This window comes from Amycolatopsis sp. cg9, assembly GCF_041346945.1.
Lineage (GTDB): Bacteria > Actinomycetota > Actinomycetes > Mycobacteriales > Pseudonocardiaceae > Amycolatopsis.
This window is the reverse complement of the sequence record NZ_CP166850.1, coordinates 4,576,989-4,591,815: the sequence shown is the minus strand read 5'-3', so window position 1 is coordinate 4,591,815 and position 14,827 is coordinate 4,576,989. Positions and strand designations below refer to the sequence as shown.

The window sequence follows — 14,827 nt, the reverse complement described above, 5'->3', positions numbered from 1 at the left end:
ACCGGCACCCTATCCGGCGTCGGCCGGCCTGGCGCTCGGCTCGCCGAGCTCGGCGAGGGTGCGCTGCGCGATGGCGAACGCCGCGTTCGCCGCCGGTGCGCCCGCGTAGACGGCCGTGTGCAGGAGGACCTCGCTGATCTCCGCCGCCGTCAGGCCGTTGCCGACCGCCGCGCGGACGTGCATCGCCAGCTCGTTGTGCGCCTGCAACGCCGTCAGCGCCGCCAGCGTCACGCAGCTGCGCGTCCGGCGGTCGAGGCCGTCGCGGGCCCACACCGAACCCCACGCGCCTTCGGTGATGTAGTCCTGGAACGGGCGGCTGAAGTCCGTCGTGCCCGCGACGGCGCGGTCGACGTGCTCGTCGCCGAGCACCTCGCGCCGCACCTTCATGCCCTGTTCGTGGCGGTCCGTCACGCTCGCTCCAAGTGGTCCAGGATCAGCCGGGTGAACTCCGCCGGCTGCTCGTAGCTGCCCAGGTGCGCCGCGTCCGCGACGACCTCGAGCCGCGCGCCCGGGATGCCGTCGGCGATCGGCCGCGCGTGCTCCTCCGGCGGGGTCGCCGGGTCGTCCGCGCCCGCGATCACCAGCGTCGGCGCGGTGATCTTCGGCAGCGCGTCGAGCTGGTCCATCCGCTCGATCACGCCGCAGCAGGCCGCGTACCCCTCGGCCGGGACACCGGCGATCATCGACCGCAGGTAGGCCGCGCGGTCCGGGTGCCGCTCGGCGTAGCCCGGGGTGAGCCAGCGGGAGACGCCGGCCGCCGCGACCGCGGCCGTGCCTTCGGCGCGGACCTTGGCGGCCCGCTCCGCCCACATCTCCGGCGGGCCGAGCTTCGCGGACGTGCAGCACAGCACCAGGCTCGCCACCCGGCCGGGCGCGTGGGCGCCGAGCCACATGCCGACCATCGCGCCGAGCGAAAGCCCCACCAGGTGCGCCCGTTCGACCTCGAGTTCGTCGAGCAGTGCGAGGACGTCGGCGCCCAGGTCGTCGAGCGCGTACGGACCCGGCGGCACCGGCGAGCCGCCATGGCCACGGGTGTCGTAGCGGACTACCCGGAAACCGCGTTCGAGCAGCGGCACCACCTGCGGTTCCCACATCCGGACGTCGCTGCCGAGCGACCCGCCGAACACCACCACCGGCCCGTCCTCCGGGCCTTCCACCACCCGGTGCACCCGCACGGCGCTCACGCCGCCACCTCCGTTCATACCGCGAAGAACACCGTCTCGCCGTCGCCCTGCAAGCGCACGTCGAAGCGGTAGCCGTCGTCGGTCTTGGCCGCGATCAGCGTGCCGCGCCGCTCCGCCGGGACGGTCGCCAGCACCGGGTCCGCGGAGTTGTCCTGGTCCTCGAAGTAGATCCGCGTGACGACCCGGTTGAGCAGGCCGCGCGCGAACACCGACACGTCGATGTGCCGGGCCTGCGTGGTGCCGCCCTCGCCGGGGAGCACGCCGGGCAGCAGCGTGAGGATCTCGTACCGGCCGTCCACGTCGGTCGGGCAGCGGCCGAAGCCGCGGAACTCGCCGTCCGTCGCGCCGCGCGGGTCGTCCGGGTGGCAGAAGCCGCCGTCCGGGTCGGCCTGCCAGGTCTCGATCATCGCGTCCGGGACCGGGTCGCCGTTGCCGTCGCGGACGGTGCCACGGATCCGGAACGCGCCCGGCGTGCCCTCGGGCACGACGTGCGGGCCGTCGGGCCAGGGCAGCCCGATCGACAGGTAGGGACCGACCGTCTGCGAGGGGGTGGGGAGCAGCCTGGTCATTCGTCCTCGTCCTCTTCCTCTTCGAACACCGACGCGTCGCGCCCGCGCAGCACGATGTCGAACTGGAACCCGAGCGCCCATTCGGACTGGGTGATCTCGTGGTCGTAGCGCGAGACCATCCGCTGCCGGGCCTTTTCGTCCGGGATCGAGTTGAAGATCGGGTCCTGGAAGAACAGCGGGTCGTCCGGGAAGTACATCTGGGTGACCAGCCGCTGCGTGAACGCCGAGCCGAAAACCGAGAAGTGGATGTGCGCGGGGCGCCAGGCGTTGTCGTGGTTCTTCCACGGGTAGGCGCCGGGCTTGATGGTGGTGAAGGTGTAGCGGCCGTCGCTGTCGGTCAGCGTGCGCCCGACGCCGTCGAAGTTCGGGTCGAGCGGGGACGGCCAGCGGTCGCCGGTGTGCCGGTAGCGGCCGCCCGCGTTCGCCTGCCAGATCTCGACGAGGGAGTCGCGCACCGGGCGGCCATCGCCGTCGAGGAGCCGGCCGGTGACGATGATCCGCTGCCCCTGCGGCTCGCCCGCGTGCTGCCGGGTGAGGTCGTTGTCGAGCTCGTTGAGCCGGCCAGGACCGAGCAGCGGGCCGGTGACCTCGGTGAGCATCTGCGGCAGCAGCACCAGGTCCTGCTTGGGGTGGCGCAGGGCCGTGGAGCGGTAGCCGGTCGAGTCCAGTGGCGGGTGCGTGCCTTCGGGGTCCTGCCCGTAGCGCGGCAGCCTGAGTTCGGTGGGAGTGGCCACGTCTCTTCTCCTTCTACCGGCCTTCGAGGACGACGGCCAGGCCCTGGCCGACGCCGATGCAGATGGCGGCCAGGCCCCAGCCCCCGCCGCGGCGGTGCAGGTCGTGGGCCAGGGTGCCGAGGATCCGGCCGCCCGACGCGCCGAGCGGGTGACCGATGGCGATCGCGCCGCCGTGGGTGTTGACGATCTCCGGGTCGAGGTCCTTCCAGTCGCGCAGGCAGGCCAGCGACTGGGCGGCGAAGGCCTCGTTGAGCTCGACCGCGGCCAGGTCGTCCCAGCCGATGCCGGCGCGCTCGAGGGCGATCTCGGCCGCGCGGACCGGGCCGATGCCGAAGACGTCCGGGTCGACACCGGCCGCGCCCCGGCCGGCGATGCGGGCGAGCGGGGCTCGGTTCAGCCGGCCGGCGGCGGCTTCGTCGCCGAGCAGGAGGGCCGAGGCGCCGTCGTTGAGCGGGGAGGCGTTGCCCGCCGTGACCGTGCCGTTCTCCTTGCGGAAGACGGGCTTCAGCTTGGCGAGCTTCTCGGGGCTGGAGTCCGGGCGGATGCCTTCGTCCCGGGTCAGGTCGGCGCCTTCGACCGGGACGACCAGGTCGTCGTAGAAGCCTTCGTCCCAGGCCTTGGCCGCGTTGACGTGGCTGCGCGCGGCGAAGGCGTCCTGCTCGTCGCGGCCGATGCCGTAGCGCTCGGCGAGCTGCTCGGTGGACTCGCCGAGGGAGATGGTCCACTGCGACGGCATCGCCGGGTTGACCATCCGCCACCCGAGCGCGGTGTTGTAGAGGGTCTGGTTGCCGGCGGGGAACGCCTTCTCGGGCTTCGGCATGACCAGCGGCGAGCGGGTCATCGACTCGACGCCGCCGGCGACGACGAGGGAGGCGTCGCCGACCTGGATCGCGCGGCTGGCCTGCATCGCCGCGTCGAGGCCGGAGCCGCAGAGGCGGTTGACCGTGCTGCCCGGGACGGTCGTCGGCCAGCCGGCGAGGAGCGCGGCCATGCGGGCGACGTTGCGGTTGTCCTCGCCCGCGCCGTTCGCGTCGCCGAGGGTGACTTCGTCCACTGTGGACGGATCGAGGTCGTTGCGGGCCTGGAGGGCCTTGAGGACCCCGGCGGCCAGGTCGTCCGGGCGGACGCCGGCCAGCGCTCCGCCGTAGCGGCCGAACGGGGTTCGGATCGCGTCGAGGATGTAGACGTCGGTCATGCGCTCGCCTTCCGGCTCGGGGACACGAGGATCGTCGCGCGGGTCGAGCCTGCCACGGGTGCGGCGCTCCGGCGGGGCAACGCCGGGTAGAACGGACAAGCCGCGGACGGGGTCTCCTGGTGCGCCAGGACCGGCGTGGTCATGCGCTCGCCTTCCCGCTCGGGGACACGAGGATCGTCGCGCGGGTCGAGCCTGCCACGGGTGCGGCGCTCCGGCGGGGCGGCGGGGCCGGGGTGGTCATGCGCTCGCCTTCTCCAGGTCTCGGAGCACCTGCAGCTCCTGCTCGGTCGGGGCGGGGGTGGTCTTCAGGTCCTCCGCGACCTTCAGTTTCCACCCGGTCGCCGCGACGGCCTGATCGAGCTCGACGCCGGGGTGGAGTTCGGTGAGGGTGAGCTCGGCGGTCTCGGGGTCGGGGCGCAGCAGGCCCAGGTCGGTGACCACCAGGGTCGGGCCCTGGCCGGGGAGGCCCAGGCGCTCGCGGTCGCCCTTGCCCGTTCCGTGGCCGAACGAGGTGACGAAGTCGACCTTCTCCACGAACGCGCGGGGGTTCTGGCGCAGGACGATGAACACCTCGCCGCAGGAGGCCGCGATCTCCGGGGCGCCGCCCGCGCCCGGGAGGCGGACCTTCGGGTCGTGGTAGTCGGAGCCGATGAGCGTGGTGTTGATGTTGCCGAACTTGTCGAGCTGGGCGGCGCCGAGGAAGCCGACGTCGATGCGGCCCGGCTGGAGCCAGTAGTTGAAGACCTCGGGGACGCTCACCACGGCATCGGCGGTGTCGGCCAGCTCGCCGTCGCCGATCGAGAGGGGCAGGCGGGACGGCTTCGCGCCGAGGCAGCCCGATTCGTAGATCAGGTTGAGGTCTGGGGCGTGCGTGCGGCGGGCGAGGTTGGCCGCCTTGCTCGGGAGGCCGATGCCGACGAAGCAGGACATGCCGCCGGCGAGCGCGCGGGCCGCCGCGACGCTCATCATCTCGTCCGCGGTGTAGTCGGTGCTCATGCTCGGACCTCCGCAGGGCGGGTTCGGGTGAGGGGACGGGGCGGGGCGGCGGGTGCGCTCGGGTGGGCCGGGCGGGTGCTGCCGGCGGGCCGGGAGGCGGTCACGACACGGCCTGGGTGGGCCGGGCAGGGGCTACCCGCGGGCCCGGAGGCAGTGGCGGCGTGGCTCGCGCGAGCCACGCAGGCACGAACGGCGCACTGGGACGCGGTCACGACACGACCCGGGTGAGCCGGGCAGGCGCTACCCGCAGGCCCGGAGGTGGTAGCGGCACGGCTCGAGTCAGCCGAGCAGGCGCGAACGGCGGGCCGAGGCGGGCTCGGGTGGGCGGGACCGGCGAGTCGGCAGTGGCTTGGGTGGGCGGGACCGGCGGGCCGGAGGTGGCTCGGGCGCCGGGGCGGCAGGGAACGGGGAAGCGAGAGGCCGGTGGTCACGCCGTCACTCCGGTCAGCTCGTTCAGCCACCTCGTGAACTCCTCGCGATCGCGGCCCACCGCGTCCCACGCCTGGTACGCCGCGTTGTCACGCTCGTAGTAGCCCGCCGCGTAGGACGGCTTCGCGCCGCCCGGGACCTCGGCCACCGCGGTGACCGCCCACGTCGGGAGGACCATCGCGCCGGGGCGGGGCTCCAGTTCGGCGACGATCTCCTCGACCGTCACGATCGAGCGCTTCGCTGCCAGGACCGCTTCCTTCTGGACGCCCGTGATGCCCCACATCTGGACGTTGCCGGCGCGGTCGGCGCGCTGGGCGTGGACGATCGTGACGTCCGGGTTCAGCGCCGGGACCGCGGTCAGCTGTTCGCCGGTGAACGGGCACGTGATCGGCTTGATCGTGTCGGTCTGCGCCGGGAGGTCGGTGCCGGTGTAGCCGCGCAGCACCGCGAACGGGAGGCCGGACGCGCCGGCGACGTAGCGGTTCGCCATGCCGGCGTGGCTGTGCTCCTCGATCTCCAGCGGCACCGGCCAGTCGTGCTGGACGGCGTCTCGGAAGCGGTGCAGCGAGCCCACGCCGGGGTTGCCGCCCCACGAGAAGATCAGCTTGCGGGCGCAGCCCGCGCCGATCAGCTGGTCGTAGACGATGTCCGGGGTCATGCGCACCAGCGTGAGGTCACGCTTGCGCTGCCGGATGATCTCGTGCCCCGCCGCGACGGGGATGAGGTGCGTGAAGCCCTCGAGCGCGACGGTGTCGCCGTCGTGCACCAGCCGGCCGACGGCCTCCTCCAGCGACAGCAGCTCTGCCATCCCACGCTCCGAATCTGTTCGCATCACGCACACTCGTTCTGCAACCGAACATAGCACGGCGCGAAGGCCCCCGACCAGACGTCTTCCACCCAATGGATGACGCACGCACGACGAAGGGGACTTTTCCCGCCGTTCGCGCGAGAAAAGTCCCCTTCGCCGGGCAGACTCAGCCGATCCGGACCAGCCGGGAGCCGTGCGGGGGCACCGAAGCAGCCGTCCACGAGCCGCGGAACCGCCCGAGGTCCGTGCGCGCGACGAGGTCACGCACCGGCCGCGCGCCGGGAACCCCCAGGTCCACCGTGATGTCCGCCGGAGCGGACCCCAGGTTGTAGACCGCCGCGTACCAGCGGCCGTCCGGCGCCCGCTTCTTCCAGACCTGCAGTTCACCGCCGGTGACCCGGGTCGGGTACGAACCGGCGTGGTCGACCGCGATGACCTCAAGGTTCGTCAGGATCGACACGGCGGAGGCGTCCAGGAACCAGATGTCTCCCCCGACGTACAGCGGCGAGGACGCCATCGACCAGAACGTCATCACGCTCTGCCGCTCGACGTCGGAGATCCCGTCCTGGATACCGCTGCCGGTGTTGTTGCTGATCGGCATCGAGTCCAGGTCCGGCCGGTACTGCGGCCCGAAGACACCCAGCCAGCCCGGCAGGTCCGCCCACCGCGCCTTCACCGAGCTGTCCCAGGTGGACACCGTTTCGCAGTAGCACTCGACGTCGGTGTCGACGCGCACGCCGTTCGCGTACGGGGCCAGGGAAGAACCGATGGACCGCGGCACCGGCCACGCGCTCGCCGTCAGCCACATCGGCCGCCGCGAGTGGTCGATCGCCGCCGACCAGGCCTTGATGTCGGCGACGTTGTCCGCGGTCGTCCCGTCGACCTTGACGAAGTCGACGCCCCAGGACGCGAAGCGGGCCACGATCGAGTCGTAGTACTTCTGCGCGCACGGGTTGGCGAAGTCGACCTTCCAGTTGCCGCCCCAGCCGTTCGACGGCGTCAGCGGCCGGTACGCGATGTCCTGCGCGTGGCACGACGTCCCGAGGATGGGCGCGTTCTTGTCGTAGACCTCCTTCTCGAGGCCGGTCACCGCGTACAGGCCGAGTTTGAGCCCGAGCCCGTGCACGTAGGAGGCCAAAGCGGGGATCCCGGAGGGGAACCGCGTCGGATCGGGGTCGGGAATGCCGTTGACGTCGGTGTGGAACACCCAGGAAAGCGAAGCGTTCCAGCCCGAGTCGATGTTGACGTAGGTGTAGCCCGCGGACTTGAGCTTCGAAGCCATCGCCGAAGCCGCGTCGCGGACGTGCGACTCGTTCAGCCACGAAGTGCCGTAACCCGCGCGGGTCGACGACTCCAGGCTCCAGCTGCTCCAGCCCATGAACGGCCGGACGAACGGCGTCCGCGCGTCGGCCGGCGAGACGACCAGTGAAAGGAATCCGAGCACAGCGAGGAAAACGGAAAGGAGGCGCTTCACTGAACACTCCTCGGTAGGGGACCTACTCCTTGAGCCCGCTCGCGGCGATCCCGCTGACGATGAACCGCTGGGCGACCAGGAACATCGCGACCAGCGGCGCGATGGTGACGAGCGCGCCGGCGAACAGCGCCGGCAGGTTGACCGACTGCGCGGTCAGGAACGTCGAGAGCGCGATCTGGGCGGTCCACGACGACGGGTCCTGCCCGATCACCAGCGGCCACAGGAACGCGTTCCAGCTTTCGATGAACATCAGCGCCCCGAGCGAGGCGATCATGCTCCCCGAGTTCGGCAGCACCAGCCGCCGGTAGACGCCGAGGTAGCCGAGCCCGTCGAGCCGGCCCGCCTCCTCGATCTCGGCGGGGAACCGCAGGTAGAAGTTGCGGAAGAGGATCACCGTGAACGCGCTGAACAGGTTCGGCGCGATGATCCCCCACTCGGTGTCGACCCCGCCCATCGAGCCGACGACGACGAACGTCGGCACGAACGTCACCGACTGCGGGATCATCAGCGTGACCAGCACGTACGTGAACACCGCACGCCGGCCGGGGACGTTGATCCGGGCCAGCGCGTACCCGGCCATCGAACCGAACAGCGTGCCGACCGGCGCCGTGACGATCGCGACCAGGAACGAGTTCCACAGCGAGTGCGCCATCGGCACCGAGGCGTCGGCGAACAGGTCGCCGAAGTTGACCCACGACAGCGGGTCCGGCAGCCACGACCAGTCCGGCGAGCTGACCTGCTGCCGCGTCATCAGCGCGTTGCGCACCATGATGTAGAACGGCAGCAGGAAGATCAGCGACAGCACCGAAGCCAGGACGTACTTCGGCGCTTTCCGGGAAACCGGCAGGACGGCCATCAGTCCTTCTTCCCGAAGCCGACGAACCGGCCCTGCAGCAGGGTGATCACGACGATGAGCACGGTGAGCAGAAACGCGCCCGCCGAGCCGACGCCGTAGTTCTGGTCGCCGAGCGCGGAGTCGTACAGGTAAACGAGGGGCGGCTTCACCGGCGCGGTCGCGGTGCCGGAAAGCCCGGTGCCGAACAGGTTGTAGAACTCGTCGAACGCCTGGAACGCCGCTATGAGGATCAGCAGCAGCACCGCCACCGACGTGTTCCGCAGCTGCGGCAGCGTGATGAAGCGGAAGGCCTGCCACTTGCTGGTGCCGTCCAGCTCGCCGGCTTCGTACAGCGACGGCGAGATCGCCTGCAGCCCGGCCAGGAACAGGATCATGTACAGCCCGACCTGCAGCCACAGCCGCAGCGTGACGACGGCGACCCAGTACACCGGCGGGCTCGTCTCCGACAGCCACGGCACCGGGTCGGCGCCGAACAGCCCGCCGAGGACGTTCGCGACACCCGACGGCAAGCCGTTGAACAGCGCCATCTTCCACACCAGCGCCGCGACGACGTACGACACCGCCGCGGGGACGAGGAACACCGTCCGGAAGAACGCCTTGCCGCGCTTGATGCTGTTGATCAGCACCGCCAGCCCGAGCGACGCGACGAACGTGATCGGCACGATGAACACGGTGAAGATCGCGATCGTCGACAACGACGTGAGGAAGGCGTCGTCGCCGAGCAGGAACGCGTAGTTGTCGAAGCCGATCCAGTTCCCGATGGTGATCGTGCCGCGGGCGTCGTTGAAGCTGAGCAGGAAGCTCCAGCCGATCGCGACGTACTTGAACAGCCCCAGCCCGGCCACCACGGGCCCGGTGAGCACCGCGAACGCCCCGATCGCGCGCCAGTCCCGGCGGCGGCGGCGCTTCTTCGGCGCCACCGCGACGGCCGGAGCCTCCATCACGGCGGTCATGCCAGCTGCTTGTCGACTTCGGCCTGAGCCTTCTTCGCCGCGTCGCCGAGCTCGGCGGCCGGGTCGGCCTGCCCGTTCGCGATCTTCGTCGCGGCCTGCAGGAACAGCGTCGCCGACGCCTTGTTCCACAGCCCCGAGTAGGACTTGCCGTTCTGCTGCGAGATCGTCACGGCGTCCTTCGCGGCACCGCTGGAGAACTCGGTGGTCTGCGCGGCGACCGGCTTGCGCGCCGGGATGTGGAAGCCGTACTTGACGCACCAGTCCTTCTGCAGGTCGGCGTTCTTGATCCACAGCCAGTCGATGAACTTCTTGACGGCCTCGAGGTTCGACGACTTCGCGTTGGCCAGCTGGTACCAGCCGCCGACGCGCGCGACCTGCTTGCCCGCGTCCCCGAACTTCGGCCACGCGACGACGCCGAAGTCGTCCCCCAGGGCCTTCTTGATGTCCGGCAGCGACCACAGGCCACCCCACTGCATCGCGGTGGCGCCGTTCGCGAACGCGCCGGGGTCGGACCAGTCGGTCGGGTAGCCCTGGAGCAGGCCACCGGTGTCGTGCAGCTGCTTGAGCCCGGCGATCGCGGCGACGGCTTCGGGCGAGGCGAACGCGACCTTCTTGCCGCTCGAGTCGAAGAAGTCCCCGCCGGACGACCAGAGCAGGAGCGTCGCCGCTTCGCCGACGCCGTCGGTGCCGACGTACAGGCCCTTCTGCTTGCCGTTGGTCAGCTTCCGCGTCGCTTCGAGCAGCTCCGCGAACGTCTGCGGCGGCTGGACGCCCGCGGCCTGCAGCGCGCTCTTGCGGTAGTACAGCATCATGACGTCGTCGATCATCTTGACGCCGTAGACCTTCCCGTCGACGGTCACGGTGTCCAGCGCGGCGGGGCTGAAGTCGGCCTTGGCCGGCGTGATGATGTCGTCGAGCGGCGCGAGCAGGCCGTTCTTGACGTTCTGGTACCGGAAGTCGCCCAGCTCGAACAGGTCGGGCGCCTGCGCGGTGAGCATCGCGGAGTTGAGCTTGGTCTCGTAGTCGCCGGCGATCCAGCTGACGTTGATCGCGATGTCCGGGTTGACCTTGGTGAACTCCTGCGCGTAGCGCTGGACCGCTTGCTGCGTCCCGGACTCGCCGTACGCGTGGTACCACTGCTGCAGCGTCACTTTCGCGCCGGAAGCGGCGCCCGCGTTCTTGTTCAGCGGGTCCGAAGTGCAGCCCGCGAGGGCGGCGCCACCGGCGAAGAGAACGGAACCGACCAGGAAGCTTCGGCGATTCATGGGGCTCACAGGGACTCCTTAGACGCTCTCGGCGACGAAAAGACTTTGGATGGCGACGGCGGCCGCGCCCCGCGCCCACTCCTCGAACGGCAGCGGCCGGATCACCAGCCCGCAGCGGGCGGCACTGCCGAACGCCTGGACCGCGAAGGTCCGGCGGATCTGGTCTTCGAACAGGTCGTAGGTGGCGACGCCTTCACCCGAGACGACGACCCGCTCGGGGCCGAACAGGTTGACCAGCGCGGCCAGGCCGAGCCCGATCGCGTGCCCGGCCCCGGCGAACACCTCGCGCAGCGGCTCGTCACCGCCGCGGGCGCGCGCCACGGCGTCTTCCATGGTCAAGCCGGGTTCCCCCGCGATGAGCCGGGCCCGGGTGAGGATCGCTTCGGTGGACGCGATCGCTTCGACGCAGCCCTGGCCGCCGCAGTGGCAGGCCGGGCCGCCGTCGGCGACCGGGACGTGCCCGATCTCCCCCGCGACGCCGTGCGCGCCGCGGACCAGGTCGCCGTTCACCACGAGCGCGCTGCCGATCCCGGTCCCCACCGTGACCAGCGCGAACGACGAGGCCCCGACGCCTTCGCCGAACCACTGCTCGGCCACGGCGAGCGCCTTGACGTCGTTCTCCAGCGTCGCGGTCAGCCCGGTCGCCTCTGCCAGCAGTGCCGCCAGCGGCACGTCCCGCCAGCCGAGGAACGGCGAGTACCGGACGACGCCGGACGCGCGGTCGACGTCGCCGGACACCGCGACGCCCAGGCAGTAGGCGCGTTCGCGGAGGTTGCTGGTGCCGTCCGGGGTCGGCCCGGCCAGCAGCTCGCCGACCAGGTCGGCCAGCGCCCGCACGACGTGGCCGACGTCGTGGCCGGTCAGCGCGTGGTGGGCGCTGGCGCGGACGTCGGCGCGCAGGTCGGTGACGACGCCGATGAGGTCGTCGCCGGTGATCTTGACGCCGACGAAGTACTCGCGGTCCGGCCGGATGGCGAGGGGGTTCGCGGGGCGGCCCGCACCGGGACCCGTGCGGCCTTCGGAGGCGAGTTCTTCGAGGTAACCGGCTTCGATGAAGGGCCGGGCCGCCTTGGTGACCGCGGCCGACGACAGACCGGTGCGCCGGGCGACGTCGACGCGGGAGACCGGCCCTTCGGTCAGGACCGTGGTGAACACGGTCGCTGCCGCGGGACTGGTGATCGGCGCCCTTGCCGGTGCACTGCGAGGCATGGCCGGAAGGGTAGGCAGGATTAATTAACTTCGTCAAGAATTTATTTTTCGGCTGGTCATGCCTACGCTCGGGATCATGTCGCTCGTCGAACACGACCCCGCGCACCGGCTCTGGCTGCTGCGCACCCCCGAGAGCTCGTACGCCTTCCGCCTCGACGCCGACGACCGGCCGCGGCACGTCCACTGGGGCCCGCCGCTGACCTTGGCGCAGGCCACGCAGGTCGCCGCGCGCCGCAACCCGGCCGACAGCAGCTTCGACGAGCCGGGTGACGAGCGGCAGGAACTGCCGGCCGAAGGCGGCGCGTTCTTCGGCGTCGCGGCGCTGGCCGTGCGGTACGAGGACGGGACGTCGGCGCTCGAGTGGCGCTACGACGGGTTCGCGCTCGAGGACGACACGCTGGTCGTGCGGCTCGCCGACCGGCACTACCCCCTGCGGCTCTCGCTGCACTACCGCGTCCGCGGCGACGTCGTCGAACGCTGGACGTCCCTGCGCGCGGACGAGCCGGTTTCCCTGCTGCGCACGGATTCCGCCGCGTGGACCCTCCCCCGCCGCGACGGCGCCCGGCTGACCAGGACGTCGGGTGCGTGGAGCGCGGAGTACGGCGTGCTGCGCGAGCCGCTGCCGGTCGGCGAGACGACGCTGACCAGCCGTCGCGGCGTGTCCAGCCACCAGGTCAACCCGTGGGTGATGCTGGACGCCGGCGACGCCACCGAGACCGCCGGCGAGGTCTGGAGCACCGCCCTCGCCTGGAGCGGGAGCTGGCGGATCACCGTCGAGCACACGCACACCGGGCGCGTGACGTGGACCGGCGGGTTCGGCCACGAGAACGTCGCCTGGCGGCTGCTCCCCGGCGAAACCTGGGAGACACCGGTGTTCGCCGGGCTCTACGCGGCCGACGGCTTCGGCGGGACGAGCCGGCGCTGGCACGCTTACGTCCGCGAGTTCGTCCAGCCGCACCCGGAGGAGCTGCGGCCGATCGTCTACAACTCCTGGGAAGCGACCGGCTGGGACGTCGACGAACAGACCGAAACCGAGCTGGCCGCCGCCGCGGCGGAACTCGGGGCCGAGCTGTTCGTCATGGACGACGGCTGGTTCGGCGCCCGCACCGGCGACACCGCCGGGCTCGGCGACTGGACCGCCAACGACCAGCGCTTCCCCGGCGGGCTGCGGCCGCTGGTCGACGCCGTCCACGCGCACGGGATGCAGTTCGGGCTGTGGGTCGAGCCGGAGATGGTCAACCCGGACAGCGACCTCTACCGCGCGCACCCCGACTGGGTGCTGCACATGGCGAACCGCTCACGGACGACGCTGCGGAACCAGCTCGTGCTGAACTTCGCCCGCCCCGACGTCGCGGACTGGGCCCACAAGTGGCTCGACCGGCTGGTCGGCGAGCACGGCATCGACTACCTCAAGTGGGACATGAACCGCGCCTTCACCGAAGCCGGCTGGCCGGGCGGGGCGGCGGGCCGCGTGTGGGTCGACCACGTCCGCGCGGTGCACGCCATCCTGGACCGGCTGCGCGCCGACCACCCCGCGTTGCGGATCCAGGGCTGCGCGGGCGGCGGCGGGCGCACCGACCTCGGGATCCTCGCCCGGACCGACGAGATCTGGGCGTCCGACAACACCGACGCCGCCGACCGGATCGCCATCCAGCACGGCTACGGGCAGCTCTACCCGGCGGGCACTATGTCGGCCTGGGTCACCGACAGCCCGAACCCGACCACCGGCCGCGAAGCGCCGTTGGGCTTCCGGTTCCACGTCGCCATGGCGGGCGTGCTCGGCCTGGGCGGCGATCTGCCCAAGTGGAGCGCCGCGGAACGCGAGGAGGCGGCCGCGCTCGTCGCGCTGTACAAGGAAATCCGGCCGGTGGTGCAGCACGGCGAGCTGTACCGGCTGGCCGACCCGGCGACGGCGGCACTGACCGCGGTGCAGTACGTGCTGGACCGCGAAGTGGTCGTCTTCTTCTGGCGGCGGCCCGCGGAGTTCGCGCGGCCGGTCACGCCGCCGCGGCTCGCGGGCCTCGACCCGGCGGGGCGCTACCGCGACTCCGGCGGCGTCGTGCACGACGGCGCGGTGCTGCTGAGCCACGGTCTCGACGTCGGCTTCGCGGGGAGCGGGTACGCGAGCGCGGTGGTGCGGCTGACCAGGGTCTGATTACCCACGCCGTTCGGTGTGACCGGGGCGGGTGAGGGTGATTGACTTTTCACCGGTCGTGAGCTGAATGTGAAAGTCATTCACTTCGCTCGCCAACGGAGGCAGCATGCGCAAGCGCCTGTCCGCCCTGCTCGCCGTACCCGCGCTCGCCTTGCTCGCCTTCGCCGCCCCGGCGTCGGCGAGCACGGGCTACCACGAGTACGTCGCGCTGGGCGATTCCTGGACCGCCGACGTCTTCGTCACCTTCCCGCCGACCACGCAGTACACGCCGCTCGACTGCGCGCAGTCCACTTCGGACTACCCGCACGAGGTGGCCGGCGCGCTGGGCGTCGAGACCTTCCGCGACGCCAGCTGCGGCGGCGCGACGACGACCGACTTCACCCAGCCGCAGAAGCTGCCGCTGGGCGGGACCAACCCGCCGCAATTCGACCGGCTCACGCCCACCACGGACCTGGTCACCGTCGGCATCGGCGGCAACGACATCGGGCTCGCGTCGGCCGTGACGCAGTGCCTCAACCTGCTGCCGGTGAGCACCTGCAAGGCGAAGTTCACCGCCGGCGGCGTCGACCAGCTCGAAAACGCTGTCGCGGCGACGGAACCGAAGATCGCCGCGGCGCTCCAGGCGATCGAGCAGCGGTCGCCGCACGCGCGGATCCTGCTGGTGAACTACCTCGCCGGGCTGCCCGCGAGCGGCAAGGGGTGCTGGCCGGTGATCCCGGTCGCCGACGGCGACATCGCCTACCTGCAGGCGAAGTTCCTCCAGATGAACGCCATGCTCGCGCGGGTCGCCGCGGCCAACGACGTCGAACTGGTCGACACCTACTCCCCGACCCTCGGCCACGACGCGTGCCAGGCACCCACGGTGCGGTACGTCGAAGGCCTGATCCCGGTTTCGGTGAGCAACCCGCTGCTGCTCGCCTTCCCCTTCCACCCCAACGGCGCGGGCGCGGCAGCGCAGTCGGAGATCGTTCTCGAGGCCGTTCAGGGGGACTAGGCTGTC

The 14,827-nt window shown here is 71.4% G+C and carries 14 protein-coding genes; 2 read left to right on the top strand and 12 right to left on the bottom strand.

Features of this window, described 5'->3' with window-relative positions:
- Nucleotides 1–9 precede the first annotated feature (9 nt).
- From pcaC to AB5J73_RS21950, 12 genes are all read right to left on the bottom strand, one after another.
- Nucleotides 10–411: a 4-carboxymuconolactone decarboxylase gene (gene pcaC / locus AB5J73_RS22005; RefSeq protein WP_370971776.1), complete on the bottom strand. Its 402-nt coding sequence runs from the start codon at nucleotides 409–411 to the stop codon at nucleotides 10–12.
- A complete protein-coding gene (gene pcaD / locus AB5J73_RS22000; protein ID WP_370971774.1) occupies nucleotides 408–1,202 on the bottom strand; it encodes a 3-oxoadipate enol-lactonase in 795 nt (264 codons plus the stop codon). Before pcaD ends, pcaC begins: the two co-directional genes overlap by 4 nt.
- Complete coding sequence (pcaG, locus tag AB5J73_RS21995) at nucleotides 1,199–1,753, bottom strand: protocatechuate 3,4-dioxygenase subunit alpha (RefSeq protein WP_370971773.1); 555 nt, start codon at nucleotides 1,751–1,753, stop codon at nucleotides 1,199–1,201. The genes pcaD and pcaG overlap by 4 nt, the downstream gene beginning before the upstream one ends.
- Nucleotides 1,750–2,487: a protocatechuate 3,4-dioxygenase subunit beta gene (gene pcaH, locus AB5J73_RS21990; protein WP_370971771.1), complete on the bottom strand. Its 738-nt coding sequence runs from the start codon at nucleotides 2,485–2,487 to the stop codon at nucleotides 1,750–1,752. Before pcaH ends, pcaG begins: the two co-directional genes overlap by 4 nt.
- Before the next feature lie 13 nt (nucleotides 2,488–2,500).
- Nucleotides 2,501–3,682: an acetyl-CoA C-acyltransferase gene (locus tag AB5J73_RS21985; protein ID WP_370971769.1), complete on the bottom strand. Its 1,182-nt coding sequence runs from the start codon at nucleotides 3,680–3,682 to the stop codon at nucleotides 2,501–2,503.
- Nucleotides 3,683–3,919: 237 nt separating this feature from the next.
- Nucleotides 3,920–4,678 carry a CoA-transferase subunit beta gene (locus tag AB5J73_RS21980; RefSeq protein WP_370971767.1) on the bottom strand — a complete coding sequence of 253 codons (759 nt, stop codon included), beginning with the start codon at nucleotides 4,676–4,678 and terminating at the stop codon, nucleotides 3,920–3,922.
- Nucleotides 4,679–5,105: 427 nt separating this feature from the next.
- A complete protein-coding gene (locus AB5J73_RS21975; RefSeq protein WP_370971765.1) occupies nucleotides 5,106–5,915 on the bottom strand; it encodes a CoA transferase subunit A in 810 nt (269 codons plus the stop codon).
- A gap of 166 nt (nucleotides 5,916–6,081) precedes the next feature.
- A complete protein-coding gene (locus AB5J73_RS21970) occupies nucleotides 6,082–7,389 on the bottom strand; it encodes a glycoside hydrolase family 27 protein (RefSeq protein WP_370971764.1) in 1,308 nt (435 codons plus the stop codon).
- A 22-nt stretch (nucleotides 7,390–7,411) separates the two neighbouring features.
- On the bottom strand, nucleotides 7,412–8,245 hold the full coding sequence (locus tag AB5J73_RS21965; RefSeq protein WP_370971762.1) for a carbohydrate ABC transporter permease: 834 nt from the start codon (nucleotides 8,243–8,245) through the stop codon (nucleotides 7,412–7,414).
- On the bottom strand, nucleotides 8,245–9,198 hold the full coding sequence (locus AB5J73_RS21960; RefSeq protein WP_370971760.1) for a carbohydrate ABC transporter permease: 954 nt from the start codon (nucleotides 9,196–9,198) through the stop codon (nucleotides 8,245–8,247). Before AB5J73_RS21960 ends, AB5J73_RS21965 begins: the two co-directional genes overlap by 1 nt.
- Nucleotides 9,195–10,463 carry an ABC transporter substrate-binding protein gene (locus AB5J73_RS21955; protein ID WP_370971758.1) on the bottom strand — a complete coding sequence of 423 codons (1,269 nt, stop codon included), beginning with the start codon at nucleotides 10,461–10,463 and terminating at the stop codon, nucleotides 9,195–9,197. The genes AB5J73_RS21960 and AB5J73_RS21955 overlap by 4 nt, the downstream gene beginning before the upstream one ends.
- An 18-nt stretch (nucleotides 10,464–10,481) precedes the next feature.
- Nucleotides 10,482–11,672, bottom strand: a complete 1,191-nt coding sequence (locus tag AB5J73_RS21950; protein ID WP_370971756.1) for an ROK family protein — start codon at nucleotides 11,670–11,672, stop codon at nucleotides 10,482–10,484.
- Nucleotides 11,673–11,748: 76 nt separating this feature from the next.
- On the opposite strand from AB5J73_RS21950, the gene AB5J73_RS21945 reads away from it, so the two are divergent.
- Nucleotides 11,749–13,827 carry an alpha-galactosidase gene (locus tag AB5J73_RS21945; protein ID WP_370971754.1) on the top strand — a complete coding sequence of 693 codons (2,079 nt, stop codon included), beginning with the start codon at nucleotides 11,749–11,751 and terminating at the stop codon, nucleotides 13,825–13,827.
- A 106-nt stretch (nucleotides 13,828–13,933) separates the two neighbouring features.
- On the top strand, nucleotides 13,934–14,821 hold the full coding sequence (locus tag AB5J73_RS21940) for an SGNH/GDSL hydrolase family protein (RefSeq protein WP_370971752.1): 888 nt from the start codon (nucleotides 13,934–13,936) through the stop codon (nucleotides 14,819–14,821).
- Nucleotides 14,822–14,827: the final 6 nt, after the last annotated feature.

What these genes read in the sequence shown, in the direction of transcription:
- pcaD (WP_370971774.1), bottom strand. Translation starts at nt 1,202, where the DNA reads ATGAACGGAGGTGGCGGCGTGAGCGCCGTGCGGGTGCACCGGGTGGTG.
- pcaG (WP_370971773.1), bottom strand. Translation starts at nt 1,753, where the DNA reads ATGACCAGGCTGCTCCCCACCCCCTCGCAGACGGTCGGTCCCTACCTG.
- AB5J73_RS21985 (WP_370971769.1), bottom strand. Translation starts at nt 3,682, where the DNA reads ATGACCGACGTCTACATCCTCGACGCGATCCGAACCCCGTTCGGCCGC.
- AB5J73_RS21980 (WP_370971767.1), bottom strand. Translation starts at nt 4,678, where the DNA reads ATGAGCACCGACTACACCGCGGACGAGATGATGAGCGTCGCGGCGGCC.
- AB5J73_RS21975 (WP_370971765.1), bottom strand. Translation starts at nt 5,915, where the DNA reads ATGGCAGAGCTGCTGTCGCTGGAGGAGGCCGTCGGCCGGCTGGTGCAC.
- AB5J73_RS21965 (WP_370971762.1), bottom strand. Translation starts at nt 8,245, where the DNA reads ATGGCCGTCCTGCCGGTTTCCCGGAAAGCGCCGAAGTACGTCCTGGCT.
- AB5J73_RS21960 (WP_370971760.1), bottom strand. Translation starts at nt 9,198, where the DNA reads ATGACCGCCGTGATGGAGGCTCCGGCCGTCGCGGTGGCGCCGAAGAAG.
- AB5J73_RS21955 (WP_370971758.1), bottom strand. Translation starts at nt 10,463, where the DNA reads ATGAATCGCCGAAGCTTCCTGGTCGGTTCCGTTCTCTTCGCCGGTGGC.
- AB5J73_RS21950 (WP_370971756.1), bottom strand. Translation starts at nt 11,672, where the DNA reads ATGCCTCGCAGTGCACCGGCAAGGGCGCCGATCACCAGTCCCGCGGCA.
- AB5J73_RS21945 (WP_370971754.1), top strand. Translation starts at nt 11,749, where the DNA reads ATGTCGCTCGTCGAACACGACCCCGCGCACCGGCTCTGGCTGCTGCGC.
- AB5J73_RS21940 (WP_370971752.1), top strand. Translation starts at nt 13,934, where the DNA reads ATGCGCAAGCGCCTGTCCGCCCTGCTCGCCGTACCCGCGCTCGCCTTG.